This window comes from Brevibacillus sp. NRRL NRS-603, assembly GCF_003013445.1.
Taxonomy (GTDB): Bacteria; Bacillota; Bacilli; order Brevibacillales; family Brevibacillaceae; genus Brevibacillus; species Brevibacillus formosus.
In genome coordinates this window covers 314,799-338,037 of the sequence record NZ_PXZN01000012.1, presented here as the reverse complement: position 1 = coordinate 338,037, position 23,239 = coordinate 314,799, and the positions used below count along the sequence as shown (strand labels likewise).

The following is a 23,239-nucleotide window of genomic DNA, read 5'->3' as shown; positions in this document are numbered from 1 at the left end:
ATTAATTCCCCTTTCTTTTCTTCAGCTTGGAGAGAACCTTGTTTAACGCCGCCTGACTCAAGTCTGCATCCTCGAAGTCTTCGGCTCGATAGCTTTGTTTCTCCGCTTGTATCAGTGAACGCAGGATTTCCGTGAAATGACGAGCGAAAGTCTCAATGCTCGCTTCGCTATGCAATGTCTCGCTGTAAAGGAAGCTGAGGTTCAGCTTGCCACCTGTGACAGCCCCTACCACATCAATCAGATGAGCCCTTCTGTTATCCGGACTGATGTTGGAGCCTCTTTCTCCTTCCGCAAATCCAAACAGGGAATCTCCTTCTCCCGCCTGGTTGAATTGTCCCAGATAGTTAAAGCTAATCGGTGGTTGCGGAATCGCCGCTAGCTTTTCGGACACCTCGGTATCTTTCGTCAGGTAGCGCAGAATGCCGTATCCAAGGCCTTTGTTCGGAATTTGTTGAAGCTTCTCTTTGACTCTTACCAGCGCATTTTCCTGAGACATGTTCTGATCCAGTCGAATCAGGAGTGGATACATGGACGTAAACCAGCCGACCGTGCGGGAGAGATCTACCTCCGAGAACAATTCTTCACGACCGTGACCTTCCAGGTTGACTAACAGGGCTTGTTCTCCCGTCCATTTGGCGTGTGCCAATGCTAGCGCGGTCAATAGAACATCATTGATTTGCACGCGGTAACGGGACGGTACTTTCTGCAGCAAGGTTTCTGTCTCTTCTTCCTCCATTGCAATCGTAATCGTCCGGCAGTTTCCTTCTGTGTTCAACTCAGCGTCATGGATTGGCGGTGTAGTTGACACCATCTCGTCTGCTGCAGCTATCCAGTACTCCTTTTCAGCGGCAATGCGTTCAGAAGATGCGTACTCATTCATTTTTACTGCCCATGCCTTGTAGGAGGTTGTTTTTGCTGGCAATTGAATCTCTGTTCCCTCGGCAGCCTGCCTATATGCCGTTTGCAAGTCTTCGATCAGAACTCGCCATGAAACGCCGTCTACTGCCAAATGGTGGATGACAATCAGCAAACGGCCCGGTCGATCATACCCGAGATCGAAATAGACGATCTTCATGATCGGTCCGTTTTCCAAATCTAGGCTCGCTTGTGCTTGGTGTGAAAGTTTTTCGATCCTTCTCATGTGCTGAGCTGGCGAGGTCATGCTAAGATCCTCCACGATGAGCAAAGCTTCCGATTCGACTTCTGCGTGTGTCTGCCTCCACTCTCCATCTGTGTAGGTATAACGCAGGCGGAGCGCGTCGTGGTGAGCGAGCAGATGGGTAATGGCTTGCTCCAGATGCTCTTCGTCCAATTGTTCGTTGACTTGCAGGAGCATCGATTGGTTCCAGTGATGTGGTGTTGGTTGCTCTTGCTCGAAGAACCATTTTTGGATCGGCAATAGTGGAGCTTCGCCTGTTATCATTCCTTGCTCTGCTTCCATTTTCGTGCTGTGGCCCGCAACCTTTGCTAACTCTGCAATCGTTTGATGGTCAAAAAGATTCTTCGGAGTTAGATGGATGCCAGCTTTGTTTGCACGCGCAACGATTTGAATGCTGAGGATGGAGTCGCCCCCAAGCTCAAAGAAGTTATCGTGAATGCCGATGCGATCCATTCGCAGAACGCCGCACCAGATTTCCGCCAGTTTTTGTTCGATGAGGTTGGTAGCCTCTGTAAACAAATCAACATCTTGGCTGCGATCATAGACAGGGACTGGAAGTGCTTTTCTGTCCACTTTCCCGTTTGGCGTTAGCGGCAATTCATCCAGCATGACGAAAGCGGAAGGCACCATATAATCCGGAACATGTGCTTTGAAGTGTTGGCGAAGCTCGGCAGTGTCAACATCTTGCTCGGCTTGCTTGACCGCATAAGCGACGAGCTGTTTCTTGCCCGGTTCATCTTCGCGGACAATGACAACCGATGCGGCAAGAGCAGGATGCTTGGCTAAAACTGCCTCTACTTCACTCAGCTCGATGCGGAATCCGCGGATTTTTACCTGATTGTCGATTCGGCCGATGAATTCGATAAGACCATCTGGCAGGTAACGAACCAGGTCACCCGTCCGATAAAGTCGTGCCTGCGGATCGGTTGAGAACGGGTTTGGTACAAAGCGTTCTTCCGTCAAATCAGGACGATGCAAATATCCTTGCGCCAGACCATCTCCGCCGATGTACAGTTCACCTGTTACGCCAATCGGGACGGGCTGCATGTTGCTATCTAGTACGTACACAGTTGTATTCTTGATAGGACGGCCAATCGGGAAAGAACTGATCGTCTCTGGCAACTCCGTGACCGGATAGCAGCAGGTGAATGTCGTGTTCTCCGTTGGACCGTACCCGTTGATAACCGTGAGTCCTTCGATTTCTAACGCTTTTCTTACGTGAGGAACCGAGACGACATCTCCGCCAACGAGCAGTTGTCGAACTCCCGTCAGGTGCTCTTTGTGATGATCCACCATCAGGGTGAACAGTCCTGCCGTCAGCCAAAGGGTCGTAACCTTGTGCGTCTGAATGGCTTGTCCCAGTTCTTCCAGTGAAGGCAGATCAGGCGGCATCAGCACCAGCTGTGCCCCATTCAGCAAGCTGCCCCAAATCTCAAAGGTCGCCGCGTCGAATGATACGGTTGATGCTTGCAGGAAAACGTCCTGCTCTGTAATCGTCACGTAGTCGGTTTCTTTCACGAGACGGACAATGCCTCGATGGATGACAAGCGTTCCTTTTGGCAACCCAGTAGACCCAGAGGTGTAGATCACGTAAGCGAGACTTTCCGCTGTGGTGTCAATGTCAGGTGCCTGTTCACTTTCTTCGGCAATCATCGCCCAGTCGCGATCCAGACAAATCACGGTATGCTCTCCAGAAGGGAGTGACGGTAGAAGCTGCTCCTGCGTAAGCAAAACAGTGACGTGAGCGTCATCCATCATGTATGCCAGACGTTCTTTCGGATAATCCGAATCGAGCGGTACATAAGCCCCACCAGCTTTGAGAATCCCGAGCACTCCGATCAGCATTTCGAGCGAACGCTTCACGCAGATACCGACGAGTGAACCGGCGCGAACGCCCTGTTTTTGCAGGTAGTTGGCTACTTGGTTGGCTCGTGTCTCTAATTGGGAGTAGGTAAGCCTCTGGCCTCCTGCTACCACTGCAATACGATCCGGGTAACGCATCGCAGTCTGCTGGAACAATTGATCCACGCGTTGATCCCGTGGGTAAGCAGTCGTGGTGTCGTTCCATTCCACCAGCAGCTGCTCCCGTTCTGCCTGAGGCAAAAACGGCAATTGGCTAATGGTCTGCTCCGGCATTTGAACGATGGCTTCGAGTAAGTGATGGAAGTGCTGTGACATTCTCACAATTGTCGTTTCATCGAACAGTGCTGTATTGTACTCAAATGTTGCGATCAATCCGTTTGGTTTTTCTGCCATCGTCAATGTCAGGTCGTATTTGGCGGTGACGAGGTGCTTGTCCATGTCGAATTCCGATACGCGAATACCAGCCTGTTCGTCTAAATCTAGCTGGAAGTTTTGGAGGACAAACATCACTTGGAACAGCGGCGAGTAGCTGAGACTACGCTCCAACGCCAGTTCATCGACCAATTTTTCAAACGGAAGGTCCTGATGAGCATAAGCTTCTAGTGCCGTCTTCTTCACTCTTGCCAGCAAGTCACGGAATGTCGGTTCCCCTGACAAATCCGTACGGAGCACCAATGTATTAATGAAGAATCCAATCAATTGTTCCGTTTCTTGTCTATTGCGTCCTGCGACAGGGCTTCCGACGAGGATGTCTTCCTGTCCACTGTAACGGTAGAGCAAAGTTTGGAAGCCAGCCAGCAAGGTCATGAACAGCGTCGATTCTTCTTTACGGCTAAGTGTTTGTAATTTGTCGAGAAGATCACCTGCGAGCGTCGTTGAATAAATCGCTCCCTCGTACGTTTGTACAGCAGGACGTGAACGGTCTGTCGGCAAGGCGAGAAGCGGTTCCGCACCACTTAATTTTTCACTCCAGTACGAAAGCTGTTCGTCTAATACCGAACCCTGGAGCCACTCGCGTTGCCAAGCCGCGTAGTCCGCATACTGTACAGGCAAATCAACCAATGCTGGTAGGTCGTTTTGGCTAATCGTTTCGTAGGAGGTGAACCATTCGCGAATGAACACTCCCATCGACCAGCCGTCAGAGATGATGTGATGCATGTTCAAAAGGAAGACCGTTTCTTGTTCGTTTATGCGAATCAAGGTGGTACGGAACAACGGACCTGCGCTCAGGTTGAATGGCGTAGCTGCCTCTATTCCTGCCAAACGCTGTGTTTCTGCTTCGCACTCGTCCGCTGGTAGGTCCCGCAAGTCGATTACACGCATGGACTGCTCTTGATAAGGATGAATGATTTGTACTGCTTGTCCGTCCACGTGGTCAAAGGTTGTCCGCAAGCTTTCGTGGCGCTGGATCAGAACCTGCAAGCTCTTGTTCCACGCCTCGATATCCAGATCCCCGTGCAAGCGCATCGCGGACGGGATGTTGTACAAAGCGCTGTCTGGCATCAGACGATCCAGGAACCACAGGCGCTGCTGCGCAAACGACAATGGCAGATGACCTTCCCGCGAAACAGGTAGGATCGAAGCTCCTGTTGTGTCTTGCAAAAAGCTTCCGATTGCTTCGGACAGTTCTGCAACGGTTGGGTTTTCGAAAAGAGTCCGGATCGGTACTTCTCCTGCAAAAGTGTCACGAAGACGGGAAATGACCCGTGTCGCTAAGAGAGAATGCCCGCCCAGCTCGAAGAAGTTATCATGAACTCCAACTTTTTCAATGCCTAGGACTTGCGACCAGATTGTGGCGACCAGCTCCTCTGTTTGGTTGCGTGGCGCTACATACTCCTGGGTAGAAGCTATCTGCCCCCACTCCGGTTCTGGCAGCTGCTTCCGGTCGATCTTTCCGTTCGGCGTGAGCGGCATAGCGTCCAGCCAGACAAAGACAGATGGAACCATAAATTCCGGCAGTTTTGCTTTTGCCCAGACCGCTAAGTGAGTGGTATCTTCGCTATGTTCTTCTTTTGTCGTCACATACGCCGCCAGACGTTTATCACCAAGCTGGTCTTCTCTTGCCATCACCACGGCTTCCTTCACAGTCGGATGGGTGCGAAGGACAGCCTCCAACTCTCCCAACTCGATCCGGTAGCCGCGAATCTTCACCTGATGGTCAATCCGACCCAAATACTCGATTTGTCCATCCGGGAGATAACGGACCAAGTCGCCGGTGCTGTACATCCGTGCATGCGGGTCAGCGTGGAATGGAATGGACAAGAATCGTTCTGCTGTCAGCTCGGGGCGATTCAGATACCCGCGCGCCAATCCTTCACCGCCAAGATACAGTTCCCCAGGTAAGCCCAACGGTACAGGCTGCAGGTTGGCATCGAGAATATACGCTTGCGTGTTGGACAATGGACGGCCAATCGTCGGTTCTGACGTGGCGCCTTTGCTGACCTGTACATACGTGGAGTACGTCGTATCTTCAGACGGACCATAGAGATTGAAGACTTTTTCCACATGCTCCAATGCGTATAGACTTTGTGCCAAGGTGTTTGGCAGTGGCTCTCCAGCCAGGTTGACCACTCGTACCGTCGACGGGATCGCGTTCATCCGCACCAGTTCTTTGGCCGCAGATGGAACGGTATTAATCAATGTCACTTCATTGACTGCTGGCAAGCTCGGCAAATGCAAGGCGTTGTCCGCCAAGATGACTTTCCCGCCGTAGGATAAAGTCACGAATATTTCATAGACAGACAAATCGAAGCAGATAGAAGTGGAGGCGAGCACCCCACTCATTTCTTCAGCGGAAAAGACGGTTTTCGCCCACGCGATGAAGGCAATGACACTGCTGTGCTGAATCGCTACCCCTTTGGGCAGACCTGTTGAGCCCGAGGTGTATATGACATAGGAAAGATTCGTTGGCTCCACCAGATTAAGCAGGTTCTCTTCACTTTGCTCCGCGATAGCCTCCCAGTCACGATCCAGGCAGATGACTTGTGCGGTATGCTCAGGCAGCATGGATAACAGGCTACCTTGGGTCAACAGGATCGCCGCTTGCGAATCCTCCAACGTATAGCCGATTCTCTCCTGTGGATACGCGGGATCAATCGGGACATACGCGCCGCCAGCTTTGAGAATTCCCATCATCGCTACGATCATCTCAGTCGTACGTTCCATGAGAACAGCGACCAAGACCTCTGGGCCGATCCCTTGCGCCCGCAGATAGTGCGCCACCTGGTTTGCTCGGCGGTTCAGCTCCGCGTACGTCAGTCTTTCTTCTCCGACAATTAAAGCCTCAGCATCCGGTGTGGCGACTACTTGCGCTTCAAATAGCTGGTGCATTACCGCGTCACGAGCATATTCCGTTTGCGTTGCGTTCCATTCCACTAACAGCTTGTGGCGTTCCTCGTCTGTGATGAATGAAAGAGTAGTCAACGGCTGATCCGCTTGAGCCGTTAAGGCATGTAGAACCTGGGACATCTGTTCCAATACTTTCACAATCACTTCTGTATCAAAACGTCCTTGCTCATAGATCAATTTGAGAGCAAGTTCATCTCCGGGAGCCGCCACCAATGTCAATGGGTAATTGGTTTGCTCCACTGCTTGGACTTCACTCAGCACCACTCCGGAATCTGATTCCTCACTTGTGCTATTCAAGTAGTTCTCAAAAACGAGAATACTATCGAACAACGATTGGCCATGTGGAACCTCGCTCCAGCCTTGGACGTCTACAAGTGGTGTGTATTCGTACTGACGGATGTCTAATTGTGTGTTTTGCAAGTGTTGTAACCATTCCTGAATCGTTTGGCTTGGGTCAAACATGACGCGGACAGGTAGCGTATTAATAAAGAGTCCTACCATGTTTTCCACTCCTGGCAGCTCAGCTGGACGACCAGAAACTGTCGTTCCAAAGACAACATCGTCTAATCCGCTGTAACCGCTGAGGATGAGTGCCCATGCCCCTTGCACCAGCGTATTTAACGTCAACTGCTGCTTGCGCGCAAAAGCTTGCAAGTGGGCCGTTACCTCCTTGGATAAGGAAACGGTTCGATCTCTGTAGGCTTTAGGCTGTACGGCATGACTGCCTGCTTTTCCCATAGCAAGAGGCGTTGATTCGTAGAAGCCTTTTAACTGCTCGCGCCAATAGCGCTCCGCAACTTGTTTATCTTGCTTATGGAGCCATGCGATATAGCGACTGAATGGTTGGCCTGCTTCTAATTTTTCTTCTTCACCTTTATAGATGGCTTGATAACTTGCCTGCCAATCATGCAAGACAAGTGGCATACTCCAGCCATCTAGCAAGATATGATGGAAGCTCCATAAGAAGCGATACGTATTATCGTTCGTGCAAAATAGTGTCCAACGCATTAATGGCGTCTGATTAAACTGGAAGTTTCGCACCCGGTCTTTTTCCATGTACGATTGGATTTCAGCTTCCTGCTTATCGGCATCCACATGGCGTAGGTCGATCTTTTCCACGCTTACTTTTACTTGTTTTCGGACGATTTGATGCGGTTGTTCCAAGCCTTCCCAGATAAAGGAGGTACGAAGAATCGAATGACGGTCGACTGTTTTCTGCCATGCTTGCTCGAATGCTTCCAAGCTAATATCTCGCACTGTCATGAGGAACTGTACAACATAATCTCCGCCCTCTTGTTCATACAGAGAGTGAAACAGCATCCCCTCTTGCAGTGGGGTCAGCGAGTATACACTTTCGATCAGACGATCCGAAGCGATGTATTTGTCGATAGACTGCTGATCTAGATTAGCCAGCGGGAAGTCTGACGGTGTGTAGCCTATTTCTTCTGCCGATTGCGTGTAAGACATAATCTCCCGCAGTGCTTCCATGTAATCATCAGCAACCGCCGCAATCGTCTGTTCATCATGGATGTTTTCGTTGTACAACCAGGTGACGTGTAGCTGATCTCCTGAAACCGCACTAATGATATCGAGCAAGTTCTCTCGTATCGAATCAGGGGCAAGATTGGCTCCACTGCATTCAGACGCTATGCCAAACGTAGAGGAAAGCGCCACCGTCTGATCAAATTGCCCGAGGTAGTTGAAGCTGATCTGCGGTTTCGGTTGGGCGCTCAGTTGGTGTTGTAGTTCGAGATCATCACTTAGATAGCGCAAAATTCCATAGCCAACACCCTTATTTGGAATCTGGCGGAGCTGTTCCTTGACTGCCTTCAGCGTATGCCCCCAATGTTTTTCTTGCTCGATAGAAATCTGTATCGGGTACATACTTGTGAACCAGCCAACCGTATGGGATAAATCTGCTCCCTCGATTATCTCCTCGCGTCCATGTCCTTCCAGAGTGACAACCATCTTCGCTTTTCCTGTCCATCGATTCAACGCTTTTGCCAAGGAAGCAAGCAATACGTCATTGATTTGCAGACGATAGGAAGGGAGCGTTTCGTGAAGCAAGTTGCGCGTCTCTTCGGCGGTCAGGGTAAGTGTAATCTGTTTCGTCGATGCCTCGGTGTTTTGAGCTGGATCATACGTACGGTCGACAGGAAGTAGATCCACTTCATACGCTTGATTTGCCCAAAAGGCTTTTTCCTTTTCAAGTGAATCAGACTTGGCGTAAGCATGTAATTGTTCAGCCCATGCTTTAAACGAGGTCGTTTTTGACGGGAGGTGCACTTCCTGAGCATTTAGAGCTTGCTTATAGGCCAACTGCAAGTCTTCCAGCAAAATGCGCCAGGATACCCCGTCCACTACCAAGTGATGAATAACGAGCAGGAGTCGTCCCGCGCGTTCGTTTCCAAGGTGGAAGTACACAGCTCGCAACATCGGGCCTTCTGTGATGTTCAGACTCGCCTGCTTCTCGTCTGCAATTTCTTCCAATCGCGCGAATTGTTCCTCTGGTGAGATGCCAGACAAATCAACCAAATGGAAAGGTACAGGTTCGCCCAAGCCCTCGATGTGTTGTGACCATATACCGTCGTTATTGGTATAACGCATGCGCAAAGCATCGTGATGTGTAAGCAACTCGGTAATGGCACGCTCCAATGCGCTCGTATCAACCGGTTCTTCGACTGTCAACAAGAAGGATTGATTCCAGTGATGGATAGACGGTTGATTTGCGGCAAAGAACCACTTCTGGATTGGCGTAAGCAACACATTTCCGGTCACGAGCCCTTGGTCCGCCAGTTGAATAGCACTTTCCTCGTTTCCAGTCGTTGAAACGAGAGCTGCCAGTTCAGAGATTGTTTGGTTTTCAAAGATCTGTTTAGGTGTAAGACGAATCCCTGCTTGGTTCGCCCGAGAGACGATCTGGATACTCAGAATCGAGTCTCCTCCGAGTTCGAAGAAGTTGGAGTTGATACTAATTTCTTCGATTCTGAGAACGTCTTGCCAAATCTCCGACAATTTGCGCTCGATCAAGGTATGTGGTGCAACGTAGTGCTCATCACTTTTGCTCGCATAGTCAGGTTTTGGCAGGGCCCGACGGTCTACTTTCCCGTTTGGCGTTAGCGGCAAATCATCCAGCATGACAAAAGCAGTTGGCACCATATAATCTGGCACATGTGCTTTAAAGTGTTGGCGAAGTTCGGCTATGTCAACATCTTGCTCGGCTTTCTTGACCGCATAAGCGACGAGCTGTTTCTTGCCCGGTTCATCTTCGCGGACAATGACGACGGATGCGACAAGAGCAGGATGCTTGGCTAAAACTGCCTCTACTTCACTTAGCTCGATGCGGAATCCGCGAATTTTCACCTGATTGTCGATTCGTCCGATGAATTCGATAAGACCATCTGGCAGGTAACGAACCAGGTCACCCGTCCGATAAAGTCGTGCCTGCGGATTGGTTGAGAACGGGTTTGGTACAAAGCGTTCTTCCGTCAAATCAGGACGATTCAAATATCCTTGCGCTAGACCATCTCCGCCGATGTACAGTTCACCTGTTACGCCAATCGGGACGGGCTGCATTTTACGATCCAGTACGTACACAGTCGTATTCTTGATCGGACGGCCAATCGGAAAAGAAATGATCGTCTCTGGCAACTCCGTAACCGGATAGCAGCAGGTGAATGTCGTGTTCTCCGTTGGACCGTACCCGTTGATAATCGTGAGTCCTTCGATTTCCAACGCTTTTCTTACGTGAGGAACCGAGACGACATCTCCGCCAACGAGCAGTTGCCGAACCCCCGTCAGGTACTCTTTGTGATGATCCACCATCAGAGTGAACAGTCCTGCCGTCAGCCAAAGCGTCGTAACCTTGTGCGTCTGAATGGTTTGTCCCAGTTCTTCCAAGGAAGGCAGATCAGGCGGCATCAGCACCAGCTGTGCCCCATTCAGCAAGCTGCCCCAAATCTCAAAGGTCGCCGCATCGAACGATACTGTCGATGCTTGTAGGAAAACGTCCTGCTCGGTGATCGTCACGTAGTCGGTTTCTTTGACGAGACGGACAATGCCGCGATGGATGACAAGCGTTCCCTTTGGCAACCCGGTAGAACCAGAGGTGTAGATCACGTAAGCGAGACTTTCCGCTGTGGTGTCAATGTCAGGTGCCTGCTCACTTTCTTCGGCAATCATCGCCCAGTCGCGATCCAGACAAAGTACGGTATGCTCTCCAGAAGGGAGTGATGATAGAAGCTGCTCCTGCGTGAGCAAAACAGTGACGTGAGCGTCGTTCATCATGTATGCCAGACGTTCTTTCGGATAATCCGAATCGAGCGGTACATAAGCCCCACCAGCTTTGAGAATCCCGAGCACCCCGATCAGCATTTCGAGCGAACGCTTCACGCAGATACCGACGAGTGAACCGGCGCGAACGCCCTGTTTTTGCAGGTAGTTGGCTACTTGGTTGGCTCGTGTCTCTAACTGGGAGTAAGTGAGACTTTGGTCTCCCGCTACCACTGCAATGCGATTTGGGTAAAGCATCGCGGTCTGCTGGAACAATTGATCCACGCGTTGATCCCGTGGGTAAGCCGTCGTGGTGTCGTTCCATTCCACCAGCAGCTGCTCGCGTTCTGCCTGAGGCAAAAACGGCAATTGGCTAATGGTCTGCTCCGGCATTTGAATGATGGCTTCGAGTAAGTGATGGAAGTGCTGTGACATGCGCACAATCGTCGTCTCATCAAACAGTGCTGTGTTGTACTCAAACGTTGCGATTAATCCGTTTTGTTTTTCTGCCATGGTCAACGTCAGGTCGAACTTGGCGGTGACGAGGTGCTTGTCCATATCGAATTCCGAAACTCGAATACCAGCCTGTTCGTCTAAATCTAGCTGGAAGTTTTGGAGGACAAACATCACTTGGAACAGCGGCGAGTAGCTGAGACTACGCTCTAGCGCTAGTTCATCGACCAATTTTTCAAACGGAAGGTCCTGATGGGCATAGGCTTCCAGTGCCGTCTCCTTCACTTTTGCCAGCAAGTCACGGAATGTCGGTTCCCCTGACATGTCCGTACGGAGCACCAATGTATTAACGAAGAAACCAATGAGCGACTCGGTCTCCTCCCGATTTCGTCCTGCAACCGGGCTTCCGACGAGGATGTCTTCCTGTCCGCTGTAGCGGTAGAGCAAAGTTTGGAAGCCAGCCAGCAAGGTCATAAACAGCGTCGAACCTTCTTCACGGCTGAGCTTACTCAATTTTGCTAACAGTTCAGCTGGAAGCGTAAAGGTATACATCGCGCCAGCATGGCTTTGAACGGATGGACGCGGACGATCTGTCGGCAAAGCCAATAGTGGTTCCGCATCGACTAGCTTTTCTTTCCAGTACGCTAGCTGTTGCGTAAGCACATCTTCTTCCATCCACTTCCGTTGCCATACAGCGTAATCGGCGTACTGTAATTTCAAATCGTCCAATACAGGTTCTTTGCCGTGAACAAATGCTTCGTACAGTGCTCTCATTTCTTTGATGAAAATACCAATAGACCAGCCATCGAAAATGATATGGTGCATGTTAAATAAGAAGACGGCCTCTTGTTCGCTTATGCGAATCAAGGTGGTACGGAACAGCGGACCTTCGCTCAGGTTGAATGGCGTAGCTGCCTCTATTCCTGCCAGACGCTGTGTTTCTGCTTCACTCTCGTCCGCTGGTAGGTCCCGCAAGTCGATTACACGCACGGACTGCTCTTGATAAGGATGAATGATTTGTACTGCTTGTCCGTCCACGTGGTCAAAGGTTGTCCGTAAGCTTTCGTGGCGCTGGATCAGAACCTGCAAGCTCTTGTTCCAAGCCTCTATATCCAGATCCCCATGCAAGCACATCGCGGACGGGATATTGTACAAGGCGCTGTCTGGCATCAGACGATCCAGGAACCACAGGCGCTGCTGCGCAAACGACAATGGCAGATGACCTTCCCGTGAAACAGGTACGATCGAAGCTCCTGATGTTTCTTGCAAAAAGCTTCCGAGTGCTTCGGACAGTTTTGCAATGGTAGGGTTTTCGAAAAGAGTCCGGATCGGTACTTCTCCTGCAAAGGTGTCACGAAGACGGGAAATGACCCGTGTCGCTAAGAGAGAATGCCCGCCCAGCTCGAAGAAGTTATCATGAACTCCAACTTTTTCAATGCCTAGCACTTGCGACCAGATTGTGGCGACCAGCTCCTCTGTTTGGTTGCGTGGCGCTACATACTCTTGGGTAGAAGCTATCTGCCCCCACTCCGGTTCTGGCAGCTGCTTCCGGTCGATCTTGCCATTCGGTGTGAGCGGCATAGCGTCCAGCCAGACAAAGACAGATGGAACCATAAATTCCGGCAGTTTTGCTTTTGCCCAGACCGCTATGTCAGTGCCCTCTTCATTACTTTCCTCTTTTGTCGTCATATACGCCGCCAGACGTTTGTCGCCTAGCTTGTCTTCTCTTGCCATCACCACGGCTTCCTTGACAGCCGGATGGGTGCGAAGGACAGCCTCCAACTCTCCTAACTCGATCCGGTAGCCGCGAATCTTCACCTGATGGTCAATCCGTCCCAAATACTCGATTTGTCCATCTGGGAGATAACGAACCAAGTCGCCGGTGCTATACATCCGTGCATGCGGGTCAGCGTGGAATGGATTGGACAAGAATCGTTCTGCTGTCAGCTCGGGGCGATTTAGGTACCCACGCGCCAATCCTTCCCCGCCAAGATACAGTTCCCCAGGTAAGCCCAACGGTACAGGCTGCAGGTTGGCATCGAGGATATACGCTTGCGTGTTGGACAATGGACGGCCAATCGTCGGTTCTGACGTGGCGCCTTTGGTGACCTGTACATATGTGGAGTACGTCGTATCTTCAGAAGGACCATAGAGATTGAAGACTTTTTCCACATGCTCTAGTGCGTATAGACTTTGCGCCAAGGTGTTTGGCAGTGGCTCTCCAGCAAGGTTGACCACTCGTACCGTCGGCGGGATCGCGTTCATCCGCACCAGTTCTTTGGCAGCAGATGGAACGGTATTAATCAATGTCACTTCATTGACTGCTGGCAGGCTCGGCAAATGCAAGGCGTTGTCCGCCAAGATGACTTTCCCGCCGTAGGCTAAAGTCACGAATATTTCATAGACAGACAGATCGAAGCAGATAGAAGTGGAGGCGAGTACCCCACTCATTTCTTCAGCGGAAAAGACCGTTTTCGCCCACGCGATGAAGGCAATGACACTGCTGTGCTGAATCGCTACCCCTTTGGGTAGACCTGTCGAGCCCGAGGTGTAAATGACATAGGAAAGGTTCGTTGGTAGCGCCAAATTTGGCAGGTTCTCTTCGCTATGCTCTGCGATAGCCTCCCAGTCTCGATCCAGGCAGATCACTTGTGCGGTATGCTCAGGCAGCATGGACATCAGGCTTTCCTGGGTCAACAGAATCGCCGCTTGCGAATCCTCCAACGTATAGCCGATTCTCTCCTGTGGATACGCGGGATCAATCGGGACATACGCGCCGCCAGCTTTGAGAATTCCCATCATCGCTACGATCATCTCAGTCGTACGTTCCATGAGAACAGCCACCAAGACCTCAGGGCCGATCCCTTGCGCCCGCAGATAGTGCGCTACCTGGTTTGCTCGTCGGTTCAGCTCTGCGTACGTCAGTCTTTCTTCTCCGACGATTAGAGCCTCTGCATCCGGTGTTGCGACTACTTGTGCTTCAAATAGCTGATGCATTACCGCGTCACGAGCATATTCCGTTTCCGTTGCGTTCCATTCCATTAACAGCTTATGGCGTTCCTCGTCGGTGATGAATGAAATGGCAGAGAGATGGTCCGTAGGCTGAGCCATCATTGATTCTAATACTTTGATCAATTGAGCCAATACCTTATCCATGGTGGTACGCTCGAATCGATTTGTTTCATAAATCAGCTTGAGCGATAGCTCTTCTCCAGGCGCCGCGACCAATGTCAATGGATAGTTCGTCTGCTCAACTGCTTTGATTGCGTTTAGCGACATGTCTGTATTAGTCTGTGTTTTCGTACCAGACATGTAGTTCTCGAAAACGAGTATACTGTCAAACAACGCCTGTCCGAGCGGCACTTCGCTCCAGCTTTGAATGTCAACAAGCGGTGTAAACTCGTACTGACGAATCTCACTCTGTTCCTGTTGGATGTTCTGTAGCCAGTCGATCACCGTCAATTGTTCCGAGAAAAGCACGCGAACAGGCAGCGTGTTGATAAACAGCCCCACCATAGAGTCCACTCCACGCAAATCTGTTGGACGTCCCAGGTTGGTTGTCCCAAATACCACTTCCGACTCACCTGCGTAACGGCTTAAAATCAACGCCCACGCACCTTGGACTAGCGTATTCATCGTCAGTTGATGTCTACGGGCAAAAGCTTGCAGACTCGCAGTTGTTTCCTTAGACAAAAGAATCATTTGATCTGCGTATTCTTTTTGTTGAACAACCGTTCCACCCGGTTTCCCCATGCTAAGAGGAGTTGGTATGCGGAAGCCCCGCAGATGATTTCGCCAATACTGCTCTGATGCCTCAAGACTCTGCTGCTTTAACCAAGCAATATAAGAGGAAAACGGAGGGACGACTGGCAGTTTTGCTTCAATACCATCAACGGATGCCCGATAGAATGCCAGCCAATCATTTAACACGATCGGTGTACTCCAACCATCCAACAACATATGGTGAAAGCTCCAAACGAGCTGACTGGTTTTCGAATCTAGTCGAATCAACGACCAACGCATCAGTGGCGGTTGAGCGAGATCAAAGCCTAGCTTGCGATCTTGTTCGAGATAGGTTTGTAAGTGAGCTTCTTGCTTTTCTTTCGGTAAGTGACTCCAGTCCAGTTGTTCGATATGTGCTTTTACTTTTGTATGAACAACCTGATGCGGTTTCTCTAATCCGCTCCATAAGAAGGAGGTTCGGAGGATTGCATGTCGCTCGACAACTTTTTGCCATGCTTCTGAAAACAGCGACACATTCAAATGATCCAAATTCACAACCAGTTGAACGACGTAATCCCCGCCTGCTTGCTCATAAAGGGAGTGGAACAGCATCCCCTCTTGTAACGGGGTGAGCGTGTAAATGCTCTCGATCAGACGATTGTTCCCAATGAACTTGTCGAGGCTTTGTTGATCCAACTCCGACAACGGGAAATCGGAAGGTGTGTAGCCACCTGCCTCTTCAGAGCGACAATGGGCAATGATTGCTTGCAATGATTGCACATAGTCACGAGCAAGCTCTTCAATCGTTCGTTGTTCGTACATATCGCCGCTGTACGTCCAGGTCATTTCTAACTGATCTCCCGCCACCATGCTCTGGAAATCAAGCTTATGGAGCCGGGCTTCATCCTTGCTGAGATTGGATGCTGACCAGTTCGGAATGATTTGGAATAAGGAAGCATCAGCCGTTTGATCCTGATCAAATTGTCCTAAATAATTGAAGCTAATATCAGGTTGCGGATAAGCTTTTAGAGTATTTATCGTTTGTTCATCTTTGCTTAAATAACGATGAATGCCGTAGCCAATCCCTTTGTCAGGAATCGAGCGCAATTGTTCTTTAACTGATTTTATCAGGGAACCCCAAGGCGTCTTTGGCTCCATTTCCAGCAAGACCGGGTACATGCTTGTGAACCAGCCTACTGTACGAGAAATGTCCACGCCGTCGATGATCTCTTCACGCCCGTGTCCCTCAACTGATACATAGAGTGTTTTTTGCCCCGTCCAGTTGTTATAGGCTCGGATCAAAGCACCGAGTAACACATCGTTAATTTGAGTGCGGTAAGCGGCTGGTACCTCCTGCAACAAGGCACGAGTCTCGTCCACGCCCAGCTTTACCTTTAGTTGTACGGCGAGACTTTCTGTGTTCTTTCCCTCCGGATGGTCAACAGGCACTTTGAGTACACGACTTGTATCCAGTTTCGTCCAGTATTCGTCGACTACGCTTTGCTGAGCGTACTGTGTCAACTGTTCCGACCATCGCTTGAAAGAAGTCGTCTTCTGAGGCAAATGCAACTGTTGCAACTCTGTCAATTGTTGATAGGCCGTTTGCAAGTCTTCCAGAATAATTCGCCAAGAGACACCATCGACAGCCAGATGATGAATCGCGATGAACAGACGCTGTTTGTTCCCGCATTGGAAGTATGCAGCACGAAGCAATGGTCCTTTTTCGATATCCATACTTTCCTGCAGCTCGTCCGCAATGGCTTGCATTTGCTCCTCGATGTCCGCTTCAAGTACAGCCGTCGTCAAATCGACTACCTGAAATACGTCCTCATCCGATACGCCATCATGATATTGCTCCCATTTTCCGTTAACGTTCCGAAAACGCAGGCGCAAGGCATCATGGTGAGCAAGAATCGTCGCAAAAGCTTTTGCCAACAGACTCGCATCCATTTCTTCACGCACAGCAAGCATGACTGATTGATTCCAGTAGTTGACCTGGCAAATGTCCTGTTCAAAGAACCACGTCTGAATAGGTGTCAGAGGCAATTCGCCTGTCACAATCCCCTGCTCCATATGCACTTGTGGTGCATCCTCAAGAACAACGACACTTGCAGCCAATTCTGCCAATGTTTGAGAGTCAAACAAGTGCTTTGGTGTAAATCGGATACCCGCCTGATTGGCACGCGCCACGATCTGAATGGTTAGAATCGAGTCGCCGCCCAGTTCGAAAAAGTTATCGTGTATCCCGATTGAATCCACACCCAGAACTCCTTGCCAGATTTCGGCCAGCTTGTGTTCTATTTCCGTTTGTGGGGCAACAAATGAATCTTCCCATTGAGCTCGCAGGGCATCGGGTACCGGTAAAGCACGTCGATCTACTTTTCCATTTGGAGTGAGAGGCAGGGCAGCCATCAGTATGATGGCAGATGGCACCATGTAGTCTGGAAGTCTATCTTTCAAAGACTGACGCAATTCATTCGTCTGTACCTCTTCTCCCTCGTGAAGCACGGCATAAGCCACCAGTCGTTTCACTCCAGGGGTCAGATCTTCCCTGACGATCACCACCGCTTCCGAGACTGCCGCATGCGCATACAAAGCCGACTCTATTTCACCCAGTTCAACCCTGAATCCGCGAATGCTCACTTGATCATCTGCGCGTCCAATAAATTCTAAATTTCCATCTGCCAAATATCGAACCAAGTCGCCAGTGCGATACATCCTTGCCCCTTCATTTGTAGAGAACGGATTAGGAACAAAGCTGGCTTCCGTCAGGTCAGGACGGTTCAGATAGCCGCGCGCCAAGCTTTTTCCCGCGATGTAAAGCTCCCCGACAACTCCTACAGGCACAGGATTTCTTCTTGCGTCGAGTACATAGACAGATACATTGTCGATGGGACGTCCAATGGAAGGAGCCGCTTCTCGTTCTCCCTGCACGGGTACGATGCCTGCGGTAGCAACTACGGTATTTTCTGTTGGGCCATATTGGTTTACCAGCGTAAACGGCACATTCGCAGACGGGTACTGGTGCAAAGTATCACCACCCGTCAACATATAGCGCAATGCTGATTCGGCTGGCCAATTCAACGTAAGCAGACTCTCTGCCAAGGGTGTTGGTAAAAAGCTTACTGTGATGCCTGATTCGACTATCCAGTCACGCAGTTTTTCCGGTACGAGACGAATCTCTTCCGGCGGCAGGCAAATCGCAGCACCCGCCGTCAAATACGGCCAAATCTCCCACACGGAAGCATCAAAAGCTGTACCTGCTATTTGCGATGCACGATCCCCAGCGATTACGTTGTAAGCTCGTTGATGCCAATTGACTAGATTCAAGAGTGATCCGTGCTCAATCTCCACACCCTTTGGCGTTCCTGTAGAACCTGATGTATAGATGACATAGGCGAGTTGTTCTGCTTTGGTCGTAACCGCTGGCGCAACTGAACTCATCTTCGCCATTTCATGCCAGTCTCGATCCAAGCAAAGGAGAGTTGCAGCGCCTTCTGGTAATGCACCTACCAACCGCTCTTGGGTTAAGACCAAAGACATCTGTGAGTTCTTGATCATATAAGCGAGTCGTTCTTGCGGGTATGCAGGGTCCATCGGCACATAAGCGGCACCTGCTTTGAGAATCGCGAGTTGACCGATCAACATCTCGATGGAACGCTCTACGCAGATTCCTACCAAGTCTTCCGAGCCAATCCCTTGTTCTAGCAAGACATGAGCGAGCTGATTAGCCTTCGCATCCAGGTCTGCATAGGTTATTGTGCCTTGCTCACCCGAAGCTGCAATCTGATCAGGCAACTCTTGTGCGATCTGGGCTACTAGTTCGTGCACACAAAGATCGCGGGAATAATCAACCTCAGTCTCATTCCAACCGACGAGTAGCTGATCTCGCTCCCCATCGCCTAACAATTCAACTTCCGTTATTTTCTGCGCTGGATTGGTCGCAACAGCTTGCAAAAGATTGCGGAAATGCTCTGCCATGCGCTCAATCGTCGTACGATCAAATAAATCTGTACTATATTCAAACACACCCTTGAGTCCGTAATCCTCGTCCTCAATCATGGTGAGAGTCAAATCAAATTTGGTCATCTTATTGAGATTGACCTCTTTAGGTGTAATCGATATCGTCTCGCCTTTACGTACCCCCGTTGACATTCCCTGTACGGAGAAAAGTACCTGGAATAGCGGCGAGTAGCTGAGGCTGCGCTCAATTTGTAATTCATCGACCAATTTTTCAAAAGGAATATCCTGATTGGCAAAAGCATCAAATGCCGTCTCACGAACACGTCGCAACAGCTCAACAAATGTAGGATCGTTTGAGAGGTCCATTCGAAGAACCAGCATGTTGACAAAGAATCCGATCAGGTTTTCAATTTCCTGACGATTGCGTCCCGCAACAGGTGTGCCGATCAGAATATCTGTGGTATGCGTATAACGGTATATGAAGTGCTTGAATGCCGCTAAGAGCGTCATGAACAGTGTCGCGCCTTCTTGTCGTCCGAGCTCGCGTAGCTTTTGCCCAACTTCACTCGGCACGTAGAAAGAATAATTGTCACCGCGATAGCTTTGCACGACTGACCGTGGACGATCGGTCGGAAGTGGCAAAAGTGGCTCACTCTGGCCTAGCTTCTTTTTCCAATAGCTGAGCTGCTGCTCCCATGCATTGTCTTGCCCTTTTTCTCGTTGCCAGATGGCGTAATCTCGATATTGAATCGGTAAATCAGCAAGCGGTACTTCTGCCTCTTTGACAAATGCTTCATAGATTGTGCTTAGCTCGTTCACCAATACATCCATGGACCAACCGTCTGAGATGATGTGATGCATATTTATCCAGAGAACGGACTCTTGTTCCTCCAGTCGAATCAACGCTGCTCGCATCAACGGCCATTGATCCAGTTGAAATGGCGTCGAGCCATCTTCTTCCACCATATTCTTCCATACGGCGTCTTTTTCCGCTGCCGGCATGTCGCACAGGTCGATAACAGGAAGTGACAAATGTACATTTGTATGAATGACTTGAATCGCTCGTCCTTCTATGTCTTTAACCGTTGTTCGAAGTGATTCATGCCGTTTGATGATTTCATTCAAAGCACGTTCCATTACATTCGTATCAACCGCACCACGCAGATGGAATCCAACTGGAATGTTGTACATGGCGCTATTCGGGATCAGTCGATCAAGGAACCATAGACGTTGTTGCGCGTAAGACAGTGGTAACTCTTGAGAACTGTCCAATGAAAGCGGTTTGATCGGGCTTTGCTTTATCGGCTCAGCACCTTGACGAATGAATTGAATACGTTCAGCCAATTCTGCTACCGTCTGATAGGTAAAAATCTCACGCATCTGAAGCTGGGTCTGAAATACTTTGGATGTACGGGACAGTAATTGTGTTGCTAAAAGCGAATGCCCGCCCAATTCGAAAAAGTTATCGTGGATCCCGACTTTTGATACGCCAAGAACCTCCTCCCAAATCCGGGCGAGCAATTCCTCAATCGGATTGCGTGGCGCACTGTACGCGTTGCCTGTTTGCACATTGCCATCTGGGAGCGGCAAAGCCCTGCGATCAATTTTGCCGCTCGAGGTCAGCGGGAACTCTTCCATTTGAATAAAATGAGACGGAACCATGTAATCTGGCAGCGATTGCCGAAGCAGTGTGCGTAATGAGGCAACAGTCCACATCTGATCAGCGATAATATAGGCGCATAGATACGCTTGTTGGTTATGATCTGTTTGGGCCACTACGACTGCATCACGAATTGATTCTTCTTCGATCAACCGGCTACGAATTTCGTTCAACTCAATCCGGAAGCCACGAATTTTCACTTGATGGTCGATGCGTCCGAGGTATTCAATGTTTCCATCCTTGCGATAACGAGCCAGGTCGCCTGTACGGTACATGCGTTTGCCTGCTTCAAACGGATGGGGAACAAACTTTTCGTTCGTCAATTCTTCATTATTTAAATATCCCCTCGCCAATCCAGCTCCGGCAATGCATAGTTCGCCAGGAACCCCAATTGGCTGTAATTGACCATGCTGATTGACGATATGCATTTGATAGTTGGCCAATGGCTTTCCAATGGGCACAGGATTTTCTTTCATGTCTACCGTGAGTGAGTAGCAGGAAGCATAAATGGTAGCTTCTGTCGGACCATAGATGTTCTCCACTTTCACTTCTGGCAATACTTGATATACTTTTGGTGCCAGATCATTCGGCATTGCTTCCCCGGCAGCCATGATGTATCGCAGGCAGTTTCTCTCTTTTCGCCCCTCGAGATACTCGACAAATGGAATGAGCATAGATGGAACAAAATTGACATGAGTTACGTCATAATTTACGATGGTTTCCCAAATTTTGTCAGGTTCTTTCTCCGCGCCTGGTTCGAGAATCACCAGTCTGCCGTTGCCAAGAATCCAGCCGAAGATTTCTGCGACAGATACGTCAAAGGTATAGGTCGTTTTTAACAAAAACGCATCTTCTTCTTGTAGCGGATATTTCTCTTGCAGTGCAAAGATTTGATTCAATAGACTCGCATGCTCGATCATGACGCCTTTCGGTTTGCCTGTCGAACCCGATGTGTAGATGACGTATGCAAGGTTACTCGTTTGGGCTACATTCACAAGATTGCCTGGTGCTCCTTGATAAAGCTCTTCGGCTTCTAAATCAAAGATCCGATCAGCAAAATCAATGGTCTCTAAAAAGCGTTTTTGGGTTAGAAGCAGCACACTGCCACTATCCTGTAAAATGTATTCGATACGTTCCTTCGGATGAGCCGGGTCGATTGGTAAATATGCTCCACCTGCTTTAAAAATCGCAAGAATGGCAATGATCATTTCCGCTGAGCGTTCTGTTAGCAATCCGACAATTCTTTCTGGTCCGACCCCTTTTGCACGTAAAAATGTAGCAAGTTGATTTACCTTTTCGTTTACCTCACGATAAGTAAGCTTTTGCTCTCCCATGACTAGGGCAATGAGGTGTGGTTGTTTCTCTGCACGCTCTTCAAAAATCTGGTGAATCAAATAATCAACAGGATAATTGCGATATGTATCATTAAAAATATGGAGCTGAAGGTGCTTCTCTTCGGAATTGACCACTTCTATATTTTTCAAAAGGATATCCGGTGTTTTTGTCACTTGCATCATGATAGTAGTGAGTTGCTGATTGAGGTGTTGGAGCTGATCTTCCGTAAAAACGGATGCATTGTATAAATACGTAACAGTGAGGGTATCGTCTGAGGTGACCATTATGTTTAGGTCGTAGTTGGTTTGTTCAAAGGCATGCAGATCAGTGAGAGTGAATTCTTGGTTATATTGGTTCAGACGGGTCAAAAGCTCTGCGCCCATCGGATAGTTTTGGAACAGAATAATATGATCGATTAGTTGTTGATTTTTCTGGATGTCCGCGAGGGAAAGATAATGATATTTTTCCAGCGAGCTCGACTCTTCTTGTATTTGTTTCACCAGATCAGTAAATGTTTGATTATCTCTCATCTGAACACGGATAGGTACGGTATTGATGAAAAGTCCAACCATCTGCTCGACGTTCGGGATTTCGATTGGACGGCCAGAGACAACCGATCCGAATACAACGTCATCGCTATTGTTTTGGCGCTGCAGCATGAGACCCCAGATTGTACGAAAGAGATTGTTTACAGTTACTTGCAATTGTCTTGCGATATGATTCAAGTCGCTCGTCAACGACTGACCAATTGTAAAGACCAGCTCAGCTTGATTGTATTTGATTCCGGTACCCTGCTTTTGAATAAATGTGCTGGGTTCATAGCCGCTTAAATACCGTGACCAGTTGACTTTTGCCTCTTCTGCATCCTGTTCCCCTAACCAGCTAATGTACTTGCTGTACGGATAAACTTGGCCAAGATTTACTGGTCGCTCGTCTTTTAATTGTTGATAGATTTGGAAAAAGTCATGTAACACAATTGGAATGCACCAGCCGTCGAGCAAAATGTGATGGTGATTCCAGATTAGTGTATACGTGTCAGAAGAGGTTTGGACAAGAGTGAGGCGAATGAGCACATCTTTTGCCAAATCAAAGTTTCTCTGACGTTCTCTTTTCGCAAAGTCCTCCAAAAAGACAGCTTTCTCATCTTCATGGAGGTGTGTGATATCTATCACCTGAACGTTTGTCTTTCTTTCCTTGAGTACAATTTGTCGCGGCTTCTGAACCTTCTCAAGGATAAAGACGGTTCGGAGAATATCGTGTCGCTCGATCAGCGCGTTTAAGCTTTGTTCGAGAATAGCTGGATCGATGAATCCTCTAATGGTAAAGCGCAGTTGTTCAAAATAGGACTCTGTTCCTTCGTCCAGGAGGGAATGAAATAACATTCCCTCTTGCATGGGAGATAACGGATATATATTGGCGATCTTTTTACTTGACACGTCTACTCTCCTCCTGAGGTACATTTA

The 23,239-nt window shown here is 49.3% G+C and carries 1 protein-coding gene; it reads right to left on the bottom strand.

Annotated features, from left to right (window positions below; translation table 11 throughout):
- Position 1 precedes the first annotated feature (1 nt).
- Entirely contained in the window at positions 2-23,236 is a 23,235-nt protein-coding gene (locus C7R94_RS08885; RefSeq protein WP_106780147.1) for a non-ribosomal peptide synthetase, read from the bottom strand.
- Between the last annotated feature and the right edge of the window lie 3 nt (positions 23,237-23,239).

Excerpts from the sequence above, each read along its gene's own strand:
- C7R94_RS08885 (WP_106780147.1), bottom strand. The coding sequence starts at position 23,236 with ATGTACCTCAGGAGGAGAGTAGACGTGTCAAGTAAAAAGATCGCCAAT.